Here is a 21,444-nt window from a genome sequence, read left to right on the forward strand (position 1 = left end):
TCATTAAAACCTTAGCTTCGAATCAAACCAAAATTCAGCCAGTGGTGTTCCTTTATAATGCGCCAAATGGAAGTTAAAAAATTCTTTTGCCGCTTTATTTTTCTTGTTGTGTAATAAACAAAGCAAATAAGTCTGCGCAATGATTTCTGACTGGGCATCACTGCCACCGATTTCTGTGCGTCTGGAGATACATGGAGTCATGCAATCATAGGCCAATTGAAAATCATTATTCACAAACGCATGAATCCCTTTACTTAAAGGCAGAATAACAGAAAGCCACAGCGATTGGTTGTAGCCTTGAGGCAGGGTTTTAGCATAATTTTCAATCGAGACCAGCGATTTATGAACCGCATCTTCCTTGCCTAAACGTGCAAGACAATATACATAATGGACCGTATTAAAACCCGTGTAATGAGTAAAAGGATTGTCATCCAGATAATTGGCAACGATATTAAATTGATCGAACTGCGGTAATCCTGCCATATCCAGACGCCATAATAATGAAATAGCATCGATTTGCTCGGTAATAATTTCCGGAGAAGTACCAAAAATTACAGGATATAAATCCATCACCTTATCTGCTTGTCGTAATGTAAGATAAAATAAAGCCAAATGCCAACTATTATGCCCACGAAGAAGTGTTGAGATCTGCTCCCAGCTCCCGCGAAACGTTTCTAAGGCCGCTATCCCTTTCGAACTATTCTTTGTGTTGAGATAGATATGAGCTAGAGTATGGTGCGCCCAAGGTGTAAGAGGCTGCAGAATCAAAGCCTGTTCTGCAAAACGTTGCGCATCTGATAGGTGACCCGATAATTCGGCTGCAAAAGAATGCATGGCTAAAAAATGGGATTCATCCTGATTATGAGCAGCTATTCGTTCGCAAAATTTCAAATAGTGATGGCCATTATATGCTTGTCCTGAACAATAAAATAACCACTCAGCAAATTTAGCAGCTAAAGTATCGCGCGGATACAACGCAGTTAAAGCCGTTAAAATAGTTATCGCAGTTTCATACTCTAAATTCATCCAAGCTTTAACTGCTTGATAGCTTAATTGTTCTCTTAAATTAACCGAAGACAATAATTTTTCAGCGTGCTCTAAATGTTTTTTTGCTAAAGCAGTAGCTGGATCAGTCTGGCCATAAAGATAAAATGCAGCCGTATAGACTTGGAGGAGCAAATTATCAGGATTATTTTTGACCGCATCTAAAATAAAGTGCGGCTCCTTGCCTGCTCCTAAGACTTGTTGATGGAAGTGATTAATGCTTTCTATAACCTGAACTGATTGGGTCGTTACGGATAATCCGCGATTTGTTTCCATGTTATTCCTGACGAAGCGACGCATTCCTTCTCTTATTATATATCTCTTTAAAGAAAATAAGATCTAGCATGATTTAATTGCGTCAATTAAAGTCATCAGATAATCTATCTGCCCAAAATTCAGGATGGAATAACTATGAACAGTCAAAAAGAATTATTCGAGTTTTTATGTAAGTTAATTGATATTCAAATTAAAAAATATGTTGCCTTACCTAAAATAGGAATAGGACCAGATGCTCGTCTTAATGGACAACTTGTTTTTCAAGAAGTAAATGAGTTGCTTGATTTTGCGGGTCAACTTATGGATGAAATGGAACATGCAAGCGGGGATAAACCTCTTTCCTCAGAACTCTTTTCCTCAATATTTGAGCAAGTTAAATTTTATCTTGAACAAGAACATCTCCGAGGATATGCAGGCTGGCTTCTCGATGAAAATAATATTCATACACCCCTTATGGCGCGAGTCAATGAACAAATCAAACAATTAAAAGAGATCGCAGTTTCAGCCAACATCCCATATTCTTCTTCGTCAAAACCGGTAACTGAAACACAAAAGCAAACCGAATATGATAGTGTTGCAATTGCTTTTTACATTCTGGATCTCGCTATAAAACTCGCTAAAAATCCTTCGCTAGAATTGGAAGAAGCAAGTCTAAAACATGCCCTTCCCATCTTAAAACGTAATGCAACTACTCGTTATTGCAAAGAGGAATTTGCACAACCAATCCGTGAATTACATCAAAAATGTAGTGGGTTTTTGCAAGAATCCGAATCTCTAAAAAGTAATACTCAACTTAATAAAGTGGATGCTCAAATTTATGAAAAAAAGCACAAAGAGCAATGGCTTAATTTACTCAACCGCTATCAAAAAATTGAGCCCAACTCTATATTATTCTCGCCCGAACATGAGTGGTATAAAATTGGTAAATTATCTGCCGAAAAAGCACAATTAAAATCAGTATCTTCCGGCCAGAATCTTTCTTTTTTTAGAGGAGCAGCTCTAGTAGGAATGGTCGTCGTTTGCATGCTACTCACCTACTTAATGAAGCAGAATGAGGAAAACACCTTGGATTCAGTTCTAAATCCTTAAATAGAAGCCTGGGTGCACGCATTTGCCGTACCCAGGTGTTTTTCCTGGATGCTGCGAACAAGTCGCAGCACTTAGGGCTCCGTGGATGAAGTAGAAAACTTAAGGTGAATTGGAAGCACTACTTTCCGGATGGCGTATCGTTACGCCTGAGTAAAGTCAAATAAATCTTTATAAGTATGAAAATTCATTGCATCTTCTTCGGTCACTGTTAAATTATATTCTTCACTAAGAATGGCCAATAACTCTACTATTTTCAATGAATCTAAATGCAGGTCCTCAATTAATGCCGTATCATCATGAATTTCTTCTGCTTTTGCACCTGATAGTTTAGATATAATATTTTTTAATTCTGTCTCAGTAATTTTCATAAACAACACCTCTTAATGCTCTTGTGAGGCCAGATAATACCACGAAGCCAAAGAACCTAACCCTAAAATAAGTAAAATTATAGCCAATGAAGATTGCCCATACCATTTACCCAGAGCGATAATACCACTAGATAACGCAGCGCTTAAGTCTTGCATGCACGCATACAAGGCACCCACTGTTCCAGCCATTTGAGGAAATGGATGGAACGCACCAGCAAATGCATTGATAAATGTAAATCCCATCCCCATGCTAAACAATGCCACTGGAATCATAATGGAGAGCACATTCTGTATTCCTGAAAGAGCGAGAAAGAGCATGGTCAAACCACCAATCACCATAAACACACTCCCGATAAATACCATGTAGGATACTCCTTTGCTCATCACCAATTGGCTATTAATTATCCCACTAATACAAATTGCACCGGCAATAAAAATAGTCAATTGACCAAACTCTATGGGACTAAGTCCCAATGTATCCTGAAAAAGAAACGGAGCGATCGCGAGATAGCCAATTAAACCGGCACAAGCAAAACAAGCGCATAATGCATAACCTAAAAAAACTTTGGATTTTAATAAGGTAAAATAATTGTCGCGCATTACCCTTAATTTGGTTGCATCAGGATTAAGGTTTTTATTTGTTTCAGGAAGAGTACACAAAGCTAAGATCCATATAACAATTCCAAATACTAACAAAAATAAAAAATTGGTACGCCAACCAAAATGTTCCTGGATATAACCTCCAAGAACCGGGGAAGCAACCATAATAAAAACACTCACAATACCTACATATGAACCAATTTTGGATAAGACTCTATCAGTAAAGAGATCACGTACTAAAGAACGGCCTACTGAACCACAACATCCAATACCAAATCCCTGAATAAAGCGGCCAATAATCAAAACCAAAACCGAAGGCGCAAGAAAACAAATTAAACTACCTAAAATACTGAGACCGACACCAAACATAAGCGGTGGTTTACGACCAATTTTATCGGATAAAGGGCCGTAAAACACATGAGAAATGCTCAAGCCGAGCATAAAAAGAGATAAGGTTAATTGAATAGATGCTTCATTACTGTTAAAAATCTTGGTAATTGCAGGTAATGAAGGAATATACTGATCGGTAGTCATCTGCATCAATACCATAAGCATTAAAACCACAAAAACCAGCAATGGCTGTAATGAAACCTGCTGAACATCATTTTCTTTGTGCATCAACAAACCCTTTTCAACTTTCTTAATTAATGGCCCCTAGCCGAATGAAGCCCATAGTATAACAAAATCACACCATACATAGTCCCAAAATAATTAAGCACGAAAGAAAACCAATAAACCAGGTGAGCGATCTTAACGAAGCCTTATCCATTAAATAAAAATAACAATAAATAACTCGGGAGATAATATAAACAATCGCCAAAATCTGAATCGTTGTGCCGATATGATTTGTCGCCATTGCGGTTAATGCAGCAGTAGCAAATACGATTAATGATTCAAAACTGTTTTGATGAGCGGCAACAGCTCTTGCCCCCATTCCTTGTAATCTTGCCTGTTGAGCTCTTGGATAATGATTATCGTATTTCCCTTCTTTTTGCATAAAATTGGCGACAATAATCTTGAGAAGATAAGGCATTAATATGGCAATGAACAAACAAAGAATTAAGGTAGTCATAATGTTGTATTTCCTAACAATAATCGTTTCAAGTAAAAATCAAAAAATTGCATCCTGGATATAGTGAAATAAATCCCGGGCGCGTAACTTAGTGTTATTTTAGAGGAATTAATAAAAAACAAACCATAATAACGAGAATCTTAACCCAGTACAATGACTCAAGTTTCTCTATTCAATAAGGAAAATAGTGCTTTCTACCAATTAATTTCTTCTGTTATGATAATTTATCGAGTAGTTATCATTTAAAGGATTAGCATTATGGTTCAAGATGAGTCCAAGAAAAAATCCAAAGGACATATTGTTTTATCGTCACATCCTTCCGGACATACTGCTGCACCCTTAAAAATAAAATGGGGCGCAGAAAATCCTAAAGAACGAGGTCCAGTAATAGCGTCCCTCACTAATATAAAAAATCGCAATGCGGTTGGTACCCACTCCGGTTCATATTCAGTTTATCGAGCACTTGCTGTCGCTGCGGGAGTATTGGACCCCGAGCATGTACCCGATCTTACTGACACAACACCACCCGTAGCTATAGGCCCGCATCCACAATGGAGCGATACTCAGAAAATCGTCTCGCTTGATCCTTGGGGACATCTTGTAGCCAGTGTTTTCGCAGAAGAAATTCATGCAGGATATGACATTCGCCCTACAATTGCCGTCACTAAAGCGCATATCAATATTCCAGAATTGCATACAGCCATTCAAAAAGGTCGGCTTAAACCCGATGGAAAAATATTAAAAGAATCTGGCGACGTAGCGGTTACTAAAGTCGCGCTGGAACCAGTGTGGTATTTACCCGGAATTGCGGAGCGTTTTGGGGTTTCAGAGTCACTTTTACGTCGCACTCTATTTGAGCAAACAGCAGGGATGTTTCCCGAGTTGGTAACACGTTCTGATTATGATGTTTTTCTACCACCTATAGGTGGAATGACTGCCTATTTTTTTGGTGATGTAACCACCATTCACGATCCGAAAATTGAGCTTACCTGTCGAATTCATGATGAATGTAATGGCTCTGATGTATTTGGATCGGATATTTGCACCTGTAGACCCTATTTGACACATGGAATCGAATTGTCGATTGAATCGGCACAAAACGGCGGCGCGGGCTTGATTGTTTATAATCGCAAAGAAGGAAGAGCGCTCGGTGAAGTAACCAAATTTTTAGTTTATAACGCGCGCAAAAGACAACAAGGTGGCGATACCGCTGCTAAATACTTTGAACGAACGGAATGTGTGGCGGGCGTTCAAGACATGCGTTTTCAAGAATTAATGTCCGATGTTTTGCATTGGCTTGGCATCACCAAAATTCATCGTTTCGTTTCCATGTCCAATATGAAATATGATGCCTTACTCAAATCTGGAATTCAGGTTGTAGAGCGAGTAACCATTCCTGATGAACTCGTTCCTCCTGATGCACAAGTAGAAATGAATGCCAAACGTGCGGCGGGTTATTATTCACCGGATAGGATCGTGGATATTAATGAATTAGCAAGAACTAGAGGACGTGACCTTAATGAGTAATGAACAAGAAACTGCACACGTGTTAGCTACCTTAAAGGATCCACGAACCATACGTGCGCGCTCGCTAGCGATTTTAGAGCGTGTGAAAGAAGACAAATCCGTTTATTTCTCCTTAGACCCGGAAAAAATGACCCGTACCGCTTCTTTTGTTATTGAGGTTATTCAAGATAATTATCCAAATCTTGATATTCCTTATCACAGTCGTTGGCGTCATTTTGAAGCAGGAGGTATTAATCGAATACAAAAAATGCAAGAACAATTAAATACCTTGCCTGCGGAGAAACACGGAAAAATACTTTATGAGTTGGTTATTCTCAGTGTCTTTCTAGATGCCGGTGCCGGCCAACATTGGCGCTATAAAGAACCCAAGACAGGTATCGAATATTCACGCTCAGAAGGCTTAGCCTTAGCCAGTTTATCTCTTTACCAAGAAGGTATTTTCAGTGCCAACCCAACTGAACCGTTAAGAGTGGATGCAGAGCGTTTATTGGCATTTAATGAAGATGAGTTGCGTCATGGTTTCCAAGTGACTCCCGATAATCCACTAGAAGGTCTTTCCGGAAGAGTTGCCTTACTCAATCGGCTTGGCGCATTAATACAACAGGATCAACATCATTTTGGAGCTGAAAATCGCTTAGGTAACTTTTATACTTATATAAGTTCTTTAGCAGTAAATAACAAACTGACGGCCGCTCAAATTTTTCATGAAGTACTCAATACATTCAATGAAGTATGGCCAGCCAGGCTTTCATTCGATGGAGTCCCTCTTGGAGATGTGTGGCAATATAATGCTCTAAAAACAAATGAACCTGGATCGGAATACATTCCATTTCATAAATTATCCCAGTGGCTTACTTATTCCTTGATTGAACCCTTAGAACAAGCGGGAATTACAGTCACTCATTTGGAGGAACTCACTGGTTTACCTGAGTATCGAAATGGTGGTTTACTCATCGATTGTGGTTTATTGCAAATTAAAAACAAAGAAGTTCTAAACAAAGCACTGCCACCTGATGCAGAAATGATAGTGGAGTGGCGAGCATTAACCATTTCACTCTTGGATGAATTAGCTATTTTGATCAGAAAAAAATTGCAAAAGAATGCCCATGAACTCCCTTTGGCTAAAATTTTGCAAGGAGGAACCTGGGAGGCCGGACGACGAATTGCGAAACAAAAGCGTCCTCAAGGTATTCCACCTATCCAAATCATTAGTGATGGTACCGTTTTTTAAATTAAGACAATTGTAGCTTGGATGTATGGTAGCCTGGGTGAAGGTGCAAAGCATAACCCGGATTTCCTACCACAGATTTCCGGGGTTCCGCTTCGCCTAACCCAAGCTACAAATTTTTCACATAAAACCGCAGTTTGGAGTTAGAATGAACGATCAACATATAGTTGTAGTGAGGCACCCATTAATCCAGCATAAATTAACAATTATGCGCCGAAAAGATACCAGTACTGTCAAATTTCGTACGTTGATGCATGAAATCAGCATGTTACTCGCTTATGAAATCACCCGTGATTTAGAAATAGAATATGAAGAGATCGAGACGCCTCTAGCCATGATGCGATCACCTGTTTTAAAAGGTAAAAAATTAGTTTTTGTTTCGATTTTGCGTGCGGGTAATGGTTTAGTTGATGGGATGTTGCAACTGGTGCCTACTGCACGAATTGGGCATATTGGATTATATCGAGATCCCAAAACGCTGGAAGCCATTGAGTACTATATTAAACTTCCAGAACATACTCGAGATCGTGATGTGATTGTAGTTGATCCCATGTTGGCTACTGGAAACTCAGCAATTGCCGCAGTTAAAGAAATTAAGGCAATCAATCCTAAATCAATCAAATTTCTCTGTCTGTTAGCCTCTCCTGAAGGAATTTCAGCATTTCATGAAGAGCATCCAGAAATTCCCATTTACACTGCAGCAATAGACCAACAACTCAATGAGAAAGGCTATATTATTCCAGGATTGGGTGATGCAGGAGACCGACTTTATGGGACAAAACTAGAATATTAAATGCAGAAACATCCGTAGCATGAAGAAGCTTCTGTTGAAATATTAGCTTCACAGTGTTAATATTGAACACAGTGTTCGGTATAAAGGATTTTTTTAATGTCATCAAATGAAGCTGCAGCAATACTTTCACCCTTAGCAGTTAATAAAAAGTATTCATGGACCAAACATGATACCGTGTGGATGTTAAGTCTTTACGGTACTGCAGTAGGCGCCGGAACCCTTTTCCTTCCCATAGATGCCGGGCTTAATGGGATCTGGCCCTTAGTGATAATGGCCATCCTTGCCTTCCCCATGACTTATTTTTCACATCGGGCTCTATGCCGTTTCGTCTTATCCGGATCCTCGACACAAAATGACATTACCGATGTGGTTGAAGAGCACTTTGGTACTTTTGCAGGAAGAATATTGACGGGTTTGTATTTTTTTGCAATTTACCCCATTTTATTAATGTACAGTGTGGCAATTACTAATACTACTGAAAGTTTTCTGGTGAATCAGTTAGGCATGTCCCCTCCGCCAAGAGCACTTTTAGCCATAATCCTTATCCTGGCACTCATGGCTATTGTCCGTTTTGGACAAGAAATAATTGTTAAATCAATGTCCGTATTGGTTTACCCTTTTGCAACAATATTATTATTTTTGTCTATTTATTTAATACCCAACTGGAATAGTGATATTTTACAACAAAGCAATTCATTACATGCCAATGGGGGACATGGTCTGTTAATGACGCTCTGGTTGGTCATTCCAGTCATGGTCTTTTCTTTTAATCACTCACCAATTATTTCATCTTTTGCGGTTAATCAAAAAAAGGAACATGGAATTAATGCAGACACTAATAGTCTCTCGATCATGCGCTACAGCCATTTACTCATGGTGTTTTCAGTGATGTTCTTCGTATTTAGTTGTGTTTTTAGTCTCTCACCTCAGGACCTTTTGCAAGCGAAACAACAAAATATATCGATCCTCTCTTATCTTGCCAATCATTTTAAAACCCCTCTAATTGCTTGTATTGCTCCTATTATTGCGTTTATTGCAATTTCCAAATCGTTTTTTGGTCATTATTTAGGCGCAAAAGAAGGTTTGAGCAGTATTATCGTCAATTTGTTAAAACAAGCTGGAAAAGAGATAAGTCAATGTAGATTGCAGCGCATCATAGAAATTTTTATGGTAATTACCTGCTGGATTGTAGCAACAATCAATCCCAACATCTTAAAAATGATAGAAACTCTAGGTGGGCCAGTTATTGCTATCCTGTTATTTGTTATGCCTATGTATGCAACGGCCAAAATTCCCGCAATGAAAAAATATCGCACACATGTTGTAAGCAATATATTTACAACGATCATGGGTATCATCTCAATTTCAGCCATAATATATGGCTTGCTATAAATAGGAGCTTAGCCTGGGTTAACGCACAGTGAAATCTGGGTTATGTTACACCCAGTCCTATTTCCATTCCTCCGAAAATATGAAACAATTTATAACAATCTCATCTAATACTATTTTCGATGCACGTTGAATTTCAGCACGTACCTATAGAAAACATTCAAGCGGGACACTATCAACCCAGACAAGATTTTAATGACATCGCATTAAAAGAACTCGCCCAATCAATTGCCTCACAAGGTTTGATAGAACCCTTAATCGTAAGACCAATCGCAAAACAGCGTTATGAAATCATTGCTGGTGAAAGGCGATGGCGTGCTGCAAAAATAGCAGGATTGCAAACAGTGCCTTGTCTGATAGGAAATTATAGTGACAAACAAGCATGCGCTCTCACTCTGATTGAAAATATTCAACGAGAAGATTTAAATTTGATTGAAGAAGCAAGCGCTTATCGACGTTTGATTGATGAGTTTAATTATCATCAAGATGAAATAGCCACTTTGGTAGGAAAATCGCGTAGCCATATTGCCAATATTATTCGTCTACTCAGTTTAAGTGAACAAATAAAAAATTTAATTCGGAATAAAACCTTATCTTTGGGGCATGCGCGAGTTCTCGTAGGGCTGAGCCCAACGCAACAAGAATATTTAGCCCAACAAACTATAGAGCAAGAATGGTCTGTGAGACAGTTAGAACAGGCAGTTAAAACGCAAAAAAGCAAAGAAGGTTCTCCTCCCCAAAACGCTAAAAAAGATCGAGACATTGAGCGATTACAAGCCATATTGGCAGAGCAAGTGGGGGCCCCTGTTCAAATAATAAACGATAATGGTGATGGCGGATGGCTGCAAGTTAAATTTTTTGATAATGATACTCTTGCAGGACTTTTGGAGCGATTGGGCTTGCGATATGATTAGACATGTTTATCAATTCTCTATTAAGCATATGGTAAAGCAAAAGGAACGATATCGATGAAAAGGACCTTAACTGGCACGTTTTTATTGGCATTATCAGCACTATCAGAAGGTGCCAGTATCCAAAGCGAAGTAGATAAGTTAATTAACCGCATTAACCCGAATGTTAATCTCGGAATTGTCGTTCTTGACCTGACTTCCGGTCAAACTTTATATCGCCGTAATACAGAACGGTTGTATATCCCTGCAAGTAATATGAAACTTTTTTCGGAAGCAGCCGCTTTAATGGTTCTTGGACCAGATTATCGTTTTAAAAACCAATTGAATGTGAGTGCGGGTAACATACAACAAGGCGTACTCCAAGGTAACGTTTATGTGCAATTAAGCGGAGACCCTTCATTTACCCGCAATGATTTAAATACACTACTTTCCTCATTAAAAGAATGGAATATCAATACCATCCAGGGTAACGTATACATCGATAGCAGTTTTGCTGGAGTCGACCCTTATCCACCAGGTTGGTTAACAGCAGATTTATCTTACAGCTATGGTGCCCCCAATGCCCCTGTTATGGTTGATTCCAATCGTTTAACCGTTACGGTAAACCCTGGTGCTCAGGTAGGAGATCCAGCGATCGTTGAAGCAGACGATGGAGGTGGCGCTATTACATTAAATAACCAGGCGACAACTAAAGCCAGCGCTCAAGGCTGTGGAGTAGGTTTTAGTTTGGATCAAGACAATCATTTAACAGTTCGTGGTTGCGTCGGGGTAGGACAATGGGCAGTACAACAACGTTTGGCTATAAAAAACCCATTAATGTATGCTCAAGCAATGATCAAAAGCCAATTGATCAAAGCTAATATCCAACTCAATGGTCAAGTACAGTTAGGTAAAACTCCAGCAGGTTCTTTATTAATTGCGACCCAACACTCTAAACCCGTATCACAATTAATGGCAGACACCTTAAAACCCTCTGATAATCTCTATGCAGATAGTCTTTATTTACATGCTGCTGAAAAGCTCAAAGGTGCTCCAGTCAACTGGCGAGGAGCTGAACCCTTGATCAAAAACTTTTTACAATCACAAACTGGAATTGATTTTTCGAATGCGATTTTTACTGATGGCTCAGGCCTATCACGATACAGTTTAGTAACCCCTGAGCAAACCATTGCATTATTAAAATTTTTATATCAGCGTTTTCCTTTATCGTATGAATACATATCCGCTTTACCCATTTCTGGACGAGATGGAACCTTGCAAAAAAGATTTCGTATTCCCATACAACAAGGTTTTGTGCGTGCTAAAACCGGTACCATGACAGGAATAAACAGTCTTTCAGGATATTTATATACGGCCAGTGGCCATACTTTGGCTTTTGCAATGTATGTGAACAGACAACCAGGAAAAGCCTCCGGACCCGGACGCCCGGTTTTGGATGCAATTATTACTTACTTTCTACAGAAAAACCCTGAAAGCAGTCGTTTGAGTCGAGTTTTTTCACCACATCAACGCATTAGTTTCCAACTGAATCCTACCCAAGCTGAAAAACAAAAGGTACATCAAGCTCGATGGAGACGTTTGGAGTCCGCAATACGAACAGCGCTGAGAGGGCAACCTGTTAACATAATATATCGAGGCAATGAACTCATCGTAAACGATAACCAAGCGGATCCAGGGAAAGTATGGGCAATCCTGCAATCTGTAGTAAAAAAATATCCTTTTGCAGTCATGTTGTCTTCCAAGACGCTACCGATTAATCCTTCGGGTAGCCCTGCCCTACTGTGGGTACAAGCACCCGATACGCCCAATCAAATACAAAGAGTATGGAGTATCCGCGAAGCTGCCTAGGAATGCATCCGGATGGCATGCAACGAAACTCGGGAAAATCAAAAATTTCTGAGTTTCGTTACCCTCACTCAGCCTAAATGATTTAATATACACAATATCCCTGAATAAATAGCAATGGAGATTCAATTGAATTCATTAGTTCAAATTATTCTACTGATTTTTTGCTTCTTTCATTCTGTATTTGCAGCTCCAAGTTTTTTAACGATTAGTGATATTCATTACGGCAGTACTAATCAATCTCGTGATGGAGAGGATACCGGTACAGAATTTCTAAAAATTACCATGAAGGAATATGAAAAACTCAGCAAAAAAGTAGACTTCATTCTTTTCTTAGGCGATTTACCCACTCACTCTTTATTTAATACTCCTAAAAAAGGAGAGTTTGAAAAAACTGTATTTGATGCATTATATGAAAACGATAAGGAACTGAAACCTATTTTTTATATTACAGGGAACAACGACTCGTTACTTGGTAATTACCAACCCTTCGAATCAAATGGCGTTTCTCCATTAAATTTTGCTACGGACTGGGATGGGGCTTGTGCGCACTGTAAAGACTTAATTATTGATGACAGTCATATGCATCAAGATGGATATTATTCGAGCTATGTACTGCCTGGGAATAAAAAAATTATGTTGATTGCTTTAAATGCAACTCAATGGACAAGAACACCCATCCTTACTAAGTATCCTAATCAGGAGCATGATGCGTTAATTCAACTCGCTTGGCTGAATCAACAATTAAAAAAACATCATGCCAAACAACTGTTAATTGCTATGCATGAACCACCAGGAATTTCATATCGTGGGGAACCTATTTGGCATGAGACTTACTTGAAAGAATTTATAAAAATATTAAACAACAACAAAAAATCATATGGAGAAATTACTCTACTCACCTCTCATACACATATGGATGGATTCAGAAAAATCCATCTAAATGATGGCAGTAATATATATGCTTATTCAACTCCTGCTGTCAGCCGCATCCATCACAATTACCCAGCGATAAAAATATTTAGCTTGGACAATAATCTGAAAATAAATAATTTTACTACTTATTATACAAGTGACAAAAGCAGTTGGAAAAACCAACAATATCAGGCGATTAACTCTCCTGGGGCTATTTTTCCACATTGCCACAAAACACTATCCCAATGCCTTAATCAGTTAAATACCAAACAAGTATGTAATTATATGGATAAAGGGTTGTTTTATGGAGTAAAAAGTCCCACAGTACCCAATCAAGAATGCAATAAAATATATAAAGTTTCCTGATTGACAAATTCATAAATCAACTCTAACTTTGATCAGATATCATTAAAGGACTAAAATATGAAAGCACTATATACTGCAACAGCACGAACGCACGGCGGCCGAAATGGTCATATAGAAACCTCCGACGGATTATTGCGACTTGACCTCGCCAAACCAGTGGAATTAGGTGGTCAAGGCGGTGGCACAAATCCAGAAGAATTATTTGCCGCAGGTTATGCCGCATGTTTTGAGAGTGCTATGCGCCATGTTGCTAGTTTACAGAAAATTCCTCTGCAAGATGTCTCCATTCTTTCTCAAGTATCTTTATACCCCACACCTGAAAAAGGATATAAGCTTGGAGTAGAAATGCATACTCACATTACCGGCTTAAATCAAAAAGAAGCGGAAGAATTAGTAGCCAAAGCTCACGGAGTTTGTCCTTATTCTAATGCAATTCGTGGCAATGTTGATGTGGAATTTAAAATAAGCGCAGAATAAAGAATCATACCCTTGGTGTAGCGAAACATAACCCGGGTTTCGCTACACGCACCCGGGGCCAAAATTTATGTTTTAATCATATTGCGGGCAGCTTGAGACTCATATTTTCTACAACCACCTTACCTAGTTCACTAATATAATCTTCTGGATAAATCGGTTTTTTACATGCAAAAAAATCAAAAAAAGAGCTATTGTGCTTTATTATTTTCATATTCTCAGGATCTTGAGTAAATGTTTTAATATAAGCATCTATCTCTTGTAAATTCCCACTTTGACACTGTAAATTAAAAATAAACTGCTTTAATAGCTCGCCTCGTGCACGACGTGATGCACAAAACGATTGCCCCAAGCTAATTGCACTTCGATGAAGGTTATTTATTATTTTTACTACATCCGGAGGTAAATGCGTATAAGATCCAGATGAAAATTGATGTGAGGCATCTTCCGCATCTTTACAGCATTTTCGTACAGGTTCAGGAGGAATAAATTGAAAAATCGTTCTGTATGCCTCTTTAAATTGCACTGCTAACCAAGTATGAGTATCCATCGTAGGATGTATGTCATCCCAAAACATATAACCATCTGCTGGGGAAATATGTTCTTTTTGATGCATCGGATTTTTTTGGCTTTGTTTAAATTGCTCAGACTCAATATAAGGTGCTTCTAATTTACTTTTCTCGAAACCATACTCTTCACAATGAGTATAAATTTTTTCAAATTGCGTACTGACATCAAAAACCGAAAGATTCAAAGCCGTATTTAAGTCCTTATATTTTTCAATAATTTGCTGTACTTTAGCTGCCAATTGTTTATTAAAATACACCGAGCACTTGGCGGCATTTTCTTGTTCCTTAACACTTTTATTTTTAAATCTTGGTGTTAAAGAGAGATCTGGAAGATTCAATAAAACAAAATTTCGATAACCCTGTTGAATCAAAATCTCAAGATTTTCTATTCGGGCATTGATTGCATTATCTACTTCAAGAAAAGTCGGTTCAGAATTCACCGTAATTAAATCATTCGCACCAGACCATTCAATGATTAACGTTTCGGCTTTTTCTTGGGCACTAACTTTATATTTTTTATCGTCTGCAATGAGTAGTTTTCGTTTCTCTTCTAAATGAGCCACGATTAATCGAGCGACTTCTTCTTTAGGATTAAGGGTGAATTGTGACTTGTAATCATAGGATGTTAATCCTGCTTCACAATAAAATCTGGCAAATCGAGATCCTTTATATAAAATATGTTTGTCATTATTTAAACTAAATGCTTTTTGATTTTTTTTCCGTAAATGTAAATCATTCGTTAAAATAGCATCTGCAACATCTGCATTTCCACGAGCATCGTGCGCAAGGTTAAGTTTTCTTCGTGCTTCATCTATCTCAAATTGCCCGATAATCGCTGTAACATAGTAGTCTCCCCAAACAAATCCATTAGTGAACCGACCTCGTGGTGCATCAAAACCAACCCCATAAAGATCACCCAAAGGCATAAAACCGAAAAGCATGCGTTTATCAAATGTACTTCTATCCGATAAACTATCTCCTAAAACCACGACACGTCGAATCTTAATGACAGGTGCTGGCATATTAATCTCCTTATTAAAGATCATTGATCAAAATCTCCGATCCTATTGCAGGAAAAACTAGGATAAGCTTCAGTTGCAACTCAAAATCTCCTAAACCTAATCCTGATCATGCTCAAGGAAGAGATCCGAAATAATTGATTACAAATTTTTTAAAAAAAGATAATTCAGTATCGAACGCTGTATTTGTAGTACTTACTTATACAAATCAGTTTAAATATAGGCAGAAAAAACAAACACTAGGAAAACATCCCCATGAGGCAAATATTTATTGGGAATTTTATATTGGTTGGTTGGACGGTTCCTGATAATATAAACTTATTTTTCAAAAATTGTCTATGAAAAACCAACAATTTGATCTTATCGTTCTCGGTGGGGGCAGTGGCGGAATCGCCAGTGCTGTGCGAGCTGCCAAATATGGAGCCAAGGTTGCTGTAGTAGAGCCTAGTTATTTAGGGGGTACCTGCGTCAATTTAGGTTGTGTCCCCAAAAAAATTATGTTTAATGCGTCGATGATTAATGAAATGATCCATCATGCACCTGAATATGGTTTTTCCCTAACAGCCACAACACTTGATTGGAACACTCTAGTTAATAAACGGAATGCCTATATAGAGCGACTCAGGGAAAATTACGCAAAACGTTTTACCCAATATAACATCACTTTGCTTCAAGGTGCTGGCACTTTTCACGATACGCACTCAGTCCAGGTAAATGACACACTGTATCAGGCGCAACATATCATCATAGCAACAGGTGGCGAGCCTTCCCTACCAGTAATTCATGGCGTTCAACATGCAATTGATTCGGATGGTTTCTTTGCCTTGACCAAGCAACCTGAAAAAGTAGCAATCATTGGTAGTGGATACATCGGAGTGGAACTAGCAGGAGTATTAAACAGTCTAGGAAGTGAAACACATCTCTTAATGAGAGGCACACGACCTTTATCCCGCTTTGATACTGTCCTAGGTGATACCTTAATGGAACTCATGCAACAACAAGGTATTCATGTTCATCCAAATCATAAAGCAAAAGAAATAAACTTACATAGCGATGGCAGAAAATCTATTGTATGCGCCGCCAGTGGTTCAATTATTCATGATATAGACGTCATTATTGCCGCAGTGGGTAGAAAACCCCGAACGTCTGGATTAAATCTCGAAAAAGTAAACGTTACCACAGATGAACAAGGTTTGGTTTTGGTCGATGCTTTTCAAAATACCAGTAGTCAAGGGATCTATGCTCTAGGTGATGTAACTAATGCACCAGCCCTTACTCCTGTAGCAGTAGCTGCGGGCCGTCGTTTAGCAGACCGTTTATTTGGTCAACAACCCGAAGCGTGCCTAAACTATGAAAACATCAGCACCGTAATATTTAGTCATCCACCAATAGGAACAATAGGTCTTAGTGAACAGGAGGCTATTGAACAATACGGTAAGGAACAAATTAAAATCTATCAAACCCGTTTTAATCCCATGTTTGAAGCATTCGCTGAAGAAAAGATACCTACTGTGATGAAATTGGTTACTCTAGGTAAAGAAGAAAAAATTATAGGTCTGCATGTTATTGGATTAGCCGCTGATGAAATGCTGCAAGGCTTTGGTGTAGCAATTAAGATGGGTGCCTGTAAAAAAGACTTTGATAATACAGTTGCTATTCATCCCACAAGCGCAGAAGAATTTGTAACGATGGTTTAATAATATGAATGATGCTATTCGCAGTTTTCAAGGTAAATCTCCTTCATTAGGCCAAAGAGTATACGTTGATCCTAAATCAGTAATTATTGGCGATGTATCCCTGGGTGACGATGTATCTGTTTGGCCTATGGCGGTTATACGTGGGGATGTGAACTCGATTAAAATAGGTAATGCCTGCAGTATTCAAGATGGGGCTATTTTGCATGTTACCCACGATGGTCCTTATACTTCAGGAGGACAACCGTTAATTTTAGGCCAGGGAATTACAATTGGGCATCAAGCAGTATTACATGGCTGTGTCGTTGATGATTTTTGTCTCATTGGGATGGGGGCATTAATTTTGGATGCGGTACATATACCCCATCACGTTATGATCGGCGCAGGCTCTTTAGTATCACCGGGAAAAATACTCGAAAGTGGTTACCTATATCTTGGAAATCCCGCTAGAGCAATTAGGAAATTAACCGATCAGGAGCTTGAGATGTTAGAGTACTCAGCACAACATTATGTACGTCTTAAAGATAAACATTTAGCATCATTGTAACATTATAATCCAGATTAAGAGTTGGAACCCCTAGCGGTCAATTATACCCGGATAATCAGGTTCAGCACTCCACTAGGTTATAATGTGTTCAAAAACTTCTAAGTGTATCGGTAATTATTTTTATCTCCTCTCTTTGTAACCAACTCTCACCGCAAAATTTTTAGAAATTTCATCTAAAATAAAAGAAAAGAATATGGATAAGATGCAATGACTCAAACGCCTTTGGAAGCGGAAATCTTAAAAACCGAAAAATTAAGAACAACAATTTTATCGAGTATTTTCAGTTTATTATCACTCATGTGGATAACATTTATCATACATTCTCCTGAAATATTTTTTCGTGTTGCAAATATCTCCGCCTTACTTTTACCTGGTTATTTAGCTAGTGTGGCACTCTATTTTCTGTTGATGCGTCGGGTTATTTGTTGGCATATAATTCATAAGAAAAATTTGCCTAGTGTTCTACGATATTTCAATGCATTTATTGAAATGAGTGTTCCGACATTGGGGATTATTATTGCCACAACGTTTCAAACCCCTGTGTATGTGCTTTTAATGCCACCTGTCTTACTCTATTTTCTTTTCATCATTCTTTCGTCATTAACATTAAATGAATGGATATGCCGATTTTCTGGATTAATTGGAGCTCTTGAATATTGGGGGCTCTCATATTACGTTCTAAATTACACTGATATCGCGAATATTGATTACTATTTAGTTGCATGGTTTGCTTTTGCCGCTCGCGGCTTCATGATCTTAATCGGAGGGGTTGTGACTGGGTTCGTCACCATGCAAATTAAAAAACAGCTTTTTACCGCCTTTGATGCTCAAAAGGAACGGGAAAGAATTGAAGATATTTTTGGTCAGCATGTTTCACCCGAAGTCGTAGCTAAATTGTTGTCAAAAGATGCTAACTCAAGCGAATACATCCCTGTTTGTGTCATGTTTTTGGATATAAGAAATTTTACTCATTTTACCGAACAAAATGAGCCCGCGGTTGTTGTTAATTATCTTAATAATCTTTTTAAATATATCGTAAAAATCATTCATGATAATAAAGGAATTATTAATAAATTTTTAGGAGACGGCTTTATGGCTGTATTTGGTGCTCCTTTGTCGAGTGGGAATGATGTAGCTAATGCAGTAAATGCAGCGTTGGAGATTATAAAACGAACCGAAGAAGAAGTGAAAAAAGGTAACCTACCCGATCTAAAATTAGGAATAGGGTTGCACTTTGGTTATGCAGTAACAGGCACTATTGGCACAAAAAAAAGACAAGAATATACTATTATAGGAGACGTTGTAAATTCAGCTGCCCATATAGAACAGCTCAATAAAACGTATAATACAAACATACTTATCTCAGAAGATGCAATTAAGAAATTACCTGAGTTTAAGGGCGAATGTGTGGGCAATGCCATCTTAAAACATCGTGATAATCCTATTAAATTATACCGATTAGTCTAAGACTTCAATGATACCCCACATAAATTGGCCACAATAAATTAAGAAAATTGTCAGATGCTATACGGATAATCATCCCTATCTTCCTAAAATTAATGAAGCGGTGTATTTTAAATTTCAGGGGTTAGGAAATACAGGTGGTATTAGTTCTTGAGATACCTCCTGCGGTGGCTTTTTCATAAGGCCATGTGTACTAAGCAACTCCCCATTATTTACTTTAACTGACTCATTTGATTCATTCGCATCCTCATATTGATTCAGTTCTTGCTCCATTTGCGCTATAAGGAGCTGCATGAGAGCACTTTTTTTAGCCAATTCTAATTGTATGGACTTTACATCCTTCACTTCATTTTCTAAAGCAATAAGCCGCTCTTTAATTCTCATTTAGATTCCCTACATATTTTTTAAAAATCATTTTCAATAATAAAAATATCCATGGACTTATTAACCAGCCTAGATGCAGGGGAATAGTAACAATTAATGAACCATAATTCGAGTTACTTCAGTAATTTGCATTACAAAATCTTCTGTATATGCACTAGAGGGAGTTTGAAAACCAATTGGAGCATTTCCTGATAGTACATTTTGGATAATCATTAATGTAGATAAAGCAGTAAACGAATAGCCATTAGGAGTAGTCATTAGGGCAGCAATCTTTTCTCCTGCATCATTGACTACTTCGCCATAGATTTTAACAACTGAATTCTGTCTTTGCTTCTCTGTAGGTCCAGCAGGTAACTGATTGATTTTATGCATTATAAATTTTTTAACTAAAAACCAATTTAAAACCCATTTAAATGAATTAATCACTTTTTTTAATTCAATTACTTTTTTAGGTAAAGCCATATAAGTTTCTATATTTGGAATTTGTGTAGACCACCATGCTGACGCTAAATCACCCCATGAAATTGTGGTGCATAACATCTTACGTGGGCTACCAAAATCAAAAAAATGGCTCTTCCAACCAAAAGAAACATTTTTTAAAACTCCATTCTCTCGAATCAGCGTTCCTTCAGGAATATCTTCTATCATTGTTTTAGCAGTACCATGAGAGATATTTAAACCTGCATTTTCATTAAATGAGGCAATCGCAAGCACTAATCGATTTGCATCTGGCAAACAACGTTTTAAATAAGCAGCCAAACAATCGCTGGGAACCACGTCAAATCCAGCCCCGGGAAGTAACATAATCTCTTCTATGAGTGCACGGTCATTCATTGCCATGAGTTCCTCTATTACCCCAACCTCGCCGGTAATATCCAAATAATGAGTCCTTTCAGCAAGACAAGCTAATGCCATATTTTTATAGGTGTGCTTGAATGGTCCAGCACAATGGATTACGGCAATGAGATCGCGTAGCGCTTTTTTGGTTTGTTCCAGATCATTAACGTCAAATACACGGTAATCCAAATTAAGCGCGGTGGCTTGACGCTTTAATTTTTCTTCATCTCTCCCTGCTAATATCGGTTTTAATCCTTGCTGCACACTTAATTCAGCTATCAAATTACCCGTATATCCATAGGAACCATAAATTAGGAAATTTTTCTTTATCATAAGATACCTAAATATTTTTTATTCAGTGTATCTCGAGAATTATCTTTTATCGAGGTTTGAGCATAAGAAACGATTAAGAAATGAAAATATTGGGGAGTTAATTAAAAGATTAGGATTAAAATTTAGAGGTTATGGACTTTAAGGTATTGATATAACTAATAAGCTGAAAAACAAAAAAACACTATTTGTGACATTTTTTAAATATTAAAAGTAAAAAAAAAGCGGCTCGAAGCCGCTTTTTAAGAATAAAACCCTGGCGATGACCTACTTTCACATGAGGAAACCTCACACTATCATTGGCGCGGGCTCGTTTCACTTCTGAGTTCGAGATGGAATCAGGTGGTTCCAAGCCGCTATGGTCGCCAGGAAAACTGTTTTTGCATAAAGTGGGGCTATTATACCCGAATTATGCATTAGGTAAATAAGAAGGTTCACTTTTTTTTCAGTCTGGGCTTAATCACCCAACTTACGTCATTTATAGCTTGTATTTAGAGCACTTTAATCTGAAGTAGCTCAGATTATATGGTCAAGACAATCAGCCAATTAGTACAAGTTAGCTTCACGCATTACTGCGCTTCCACACCTTGCCTATCAACGTCGTAGTCTTCAACGGGCTTCAAGGGAAAACTCATCTTGAGGGAGGCTTCCCGCTTAGATGCTTTCAGCGGTTATCCCGTCCGAACTTAGCTACCCGGCAATG

The 21,444-nt window shown here is 38.1% G+C and carries 19 protein-coding genes and 2 rRNA genes; 12 read left to right on the forward strand and 9 right to left on the reverse strand.

The window, feature by feature from the left end:
* Positions 1 to 3: 3 nt before the first annotated feature.
* Positions 4 to 1,320, reverse strand: a complete 1,317-nt coding sequence (locus ACWTEW_RS32165) for a tetratricopeptide repeat protein (RefSeq protein ID WP_454782038.1) — start codon at positions 1,318 to 1,320, stop codon at positions 4 to 6.
* Between the two features lie 135 nt (positions 1,321 to 1,455).
* On the opposite strand from ACWTEW_RS32165, the gene ACWTEW_RS32170 reads away from it, so the two are divergent.
* A complete protein-coding gene (locus tag ACWTEW_RS32170) occupies positions 1,456 to 2,409 on the forward strand; it encodes a hypothetical protein (RefSeq protein WP_454782039.1) in 954 nt (317 codons plus the stop codon).
* Between the two features lie 140 nt (positions 2,410 to 2,549).
* Here the strand turns inward: ACWTEW_RS32170 and ACWTEW_RS32175 are convergent, their stop codons facing one another.
* The 3 genes from ACWTEW_RS32175 to ACWTEW_RS32185 form a co-directional block, all read right to left on the reverse strand.
* Positions 2,550 to 2,777, reverse strand: coding sequence for an acyl carrier protein (locus tag ACWTEW_RS32175; protein ID WP_454782040.1), 228 nt, complete (start codon positions 2,775 to 2,777; stop codon positions 2,550 to 2,552).
* Between the two features lie 12 nt (positions 2,778 to 2,789).
* The gene (locus ACWTEW_RS32180; protein ID WP_454782041.1) at positions 2,790 to 3,995 is read right to left on the reverse strand and encodes a multidrug effflux MFS transporter; all 1,206 of its coding nucleotides are present in this window, start codon (positions 3,993 to 3,995) and stop codon (positions 2,790 to 2,792) included.
* A 67-nt stretch (positions 3,996 to 4,062) separates the two neighbouring features.
* The gene (locus tag ACWTEW_RS32185; RefSeq protein WP_454782042.1) at positions 4,063 to 4,449 is read right to left on the reverse strand and encodes an MAPEG family protein; all 387 of its coding nucleotides are present in this window, start codon (positions 4,447 to 4,449) and stop codon (positions 4,063 to 4,065) included.
* A gap of 258 nt (positions 4,450 to 4,707) precedes the next feature.
* Here ACWTEW_RS32185 and ACWTEW_RS32190 point away from each other — a divergent pair, with 258 nt between their 5' ends.
* The 8 genes from ACWTEW_RS32190 to ACWTEW_RS32225 all read left to right on the forward strand — a co-directional run bounded on the left by ACWTEW_RS32190 (position 4,708) and on the right by ACWTEW_RS32225 (position 13,900).
* Entirely contained in the window at positions 4,708 to 5,976 is a 1,269-nt protein-coding gene (locus ACWTEW_RS32190; protein ID WP_454782043.1) for a GTP cyclohydrolase II, read from the forward strand.
* On the forward strand, positions 5,969 to 7,207 hold the full coding sequence (locus tag ACWTEW_RS32195; protein WP_454782044.1) for a URC4/urg3 family protein: 1,239 nt from the start codon (positions 5,969 to 5,971) through the stop codon (positions 7,205 to 7,207). The genes ACWTEW_RS32190 and ACWTEW_RS32195 overlap by 8 nt, the downstream gene beginning before the upstream one ends.
* A 145-nt stretch (positions 7,208 to 7,352) precedes the next feature.
* Entirely contained in the window at positions 7,353 to 7,997 is a 645-nt protein-coding gene (gene upp, locus ACWTEW_RS32200) for a uracil phosphoribosyltransferase (protein ID WP_454782045.1), read from the forward strand.
* A 96-nt stretch (positions 7,998 to 8,093) separates the two neighbouring features.
* On the forward strand, positions 8,094 to 9,389 hold the full coding sequence (locus ACWTEW_RS32205) for a serine/threonine transporter (protein WP_454782046.1): 1,296 nt from the start codon (positions 8,094 to 8,096) through the stop codon (positions 9,387 to 9,389).
* Positions 9,390 to 9,508: 119 nt separating this feature from the next.
* On the forward strand, positions 9,509 to 10,300 hold the full coding sequence (locus tag ACWTEW_RS32210; RefSeq protein ID WP_454782047.1) for a ParB/RepB/Spo0J family partition protein: 792 nt from the start codon (positions 9,509 to 9,511) through the stop codon (positions 10,298 to 10,300).
* A gap of 54 nt (positions 10,301 to 10,354) precedes the next feature.
* On the forward strand, positions 10,355 to 12,145 hold the full coding sequence (gene dacB / locus ACWTEW_RS32215; RefSeq protein WP_454782048.1) for a D-alanyl-D-alanine carboxypeptidase/D-alanyl-D-alanine endopeptidase: 1,791 nt from the start codon (positions 10,355 to 10,357) through the stop codon (positions 12,143 to 12,145).
* A gap of 126 nt (positions 12,146 to 12,271) precedes the next feature.
* A complete protein-coding gene (locus ACWTEW_RS32220) occupies positions 12,272 to 13,423 on the forward strand; it encodes a metallophosphoesterase (RefSeq protein ID WP_454782049.1) in 1,152 nt (383 codons plus the stop codon).
* A 57-nt stretch (positions 13,424 to 13,480) separates the two neighbouring features.
* Positions 13,481 to 13,900, forward strand: coding sequence for an organic hydroperoxide resistance protein (locus tag ACWTEW_RS32225; protein ID WP_454782050.1), 420 nt, complete (start codon positions 13,481 to 13,483; stop codon positions 13,898 to 13,900).
* Between the two features lie 76 nt (positions 13,901 to 13,976).
* Here ACWTEW_RS32225 and ACWTEW_RS32230 read toward each other — a convergent pair whose 3' ends face one another.
* Entirely contained in the window at positions 13,977 to 15,488 is a 1,512-nt protein-coding gene (locus ACWTEW_RS32230) for an SGNH/GDSL hydrolase family protein (protein WP_454782051.1), read from the reverse strand.
* 335 nt (positions 15,489 to 15,823) lie between these two features.
* Here ACWTEW_RS32230 and gorA point away from each other — a divergent pair, with 335 nt between their 5' ends.
* The 3 genes from gorA (at position 15,824) to ACWTEW_RS32245 (ending at position 19,193) form a co-directional block, all read left to right on the forward strand.
* Positions 15,824 to 17,182 carry a glutathione-disulfide reductase gene (gorA, locus tag ACWTEW_RS32235; RefSeq protein ID WP_454782052.1) on the forward strand — a complete coding sequence of 453 codons (1,359 nt, stop codon included), beginning with the start codon at positions 15,824 to 15,826 and terminating at the stop codon, positions 17,180 to 17,182.
* A 4-nt stretch (positions 17,183 to 17,186) separates the two neighbouring features.
* On the forward strand, positions 17,187 to 17,726 hold the full coding sequence (locus ACWTEW_RS32240; protein ID WP_454782053.1) for a gamma carbonic anhydrase family protein: 540 nt from the start codon (positions 17,187 to 17,189) through the stop codon (positions 17,724 to 17,726).
* Positions 17,727 to 17,933: 207 nt separating this feature from the next.
* Positions 17,934 to 19,193 carry an adenylate/guanylate cyclase domain-containing protein gene (locus tag ACWTEW_RS32245; RefSeq protein ID WP_454782054.1) on the forward strand — a complete coding sequence of 420 codons (1,260 nt, stop codon included), beginning with the start codon at positions 17,934 to 17,936 and terminating at the stop codon, positions 19,191 to 19,193.
* A 114-nt stretch (positions 19,194 to 19,307) separates the two neighbouring features.
* Here ACWTEW_RS32245 and ACWTEW_RS32250 read toward each other — a convergent pair whose 3' ends face one another.
* The 4 genes from ACWTEW_RS32250 to ACWTEW_RS32265 form a co-directional block, all read right to left on the reverse strand.
* The gene (locus ACWTEW_RS32250) at positions 19,308 to 19,574 is read right to left on the reverse strand and encodes a hypothetical protein (protein WP_454782055.1); all 267 of its coding nucleotides are present in this window, start codon (positions 19,572 to 19,574) and stop codon (positions 19,308 to 19,310) included.
* 93 nt (positions 19,575 to 19,667) lie between these two features.
* Positions 19,668 to 20,744 (reverse strand): saccharopine dehydrogenase family protein, encoded by a 1,077-nt coding sequence (locus ACWTEW_RS32255; protein ID WP_454782056.1) that lies wholly within the window; start codon positions 20,742 to 20,744, stop codon positions 19,668 to 19,670.
* A 251-nt stretch (positions 20,745 to 20,995) separates the two neighbouring features.
* Positions 20,996 to 21,111, reverse strand: a 5S ribosomal RNA gene (rrf, locus tag ACWTEW_RS32260).
* Positions 21,112 to 21,266: 155 nt separating this feature from the next.
* Positions 21,267 to 21,444, reverse strand: a 23S ribosomal RNA gene (locus ACWTEW_RS32265); the annotation flags it as partial.

This window comes from Legionella stuttgartensis (assembly GCF_977063405.2).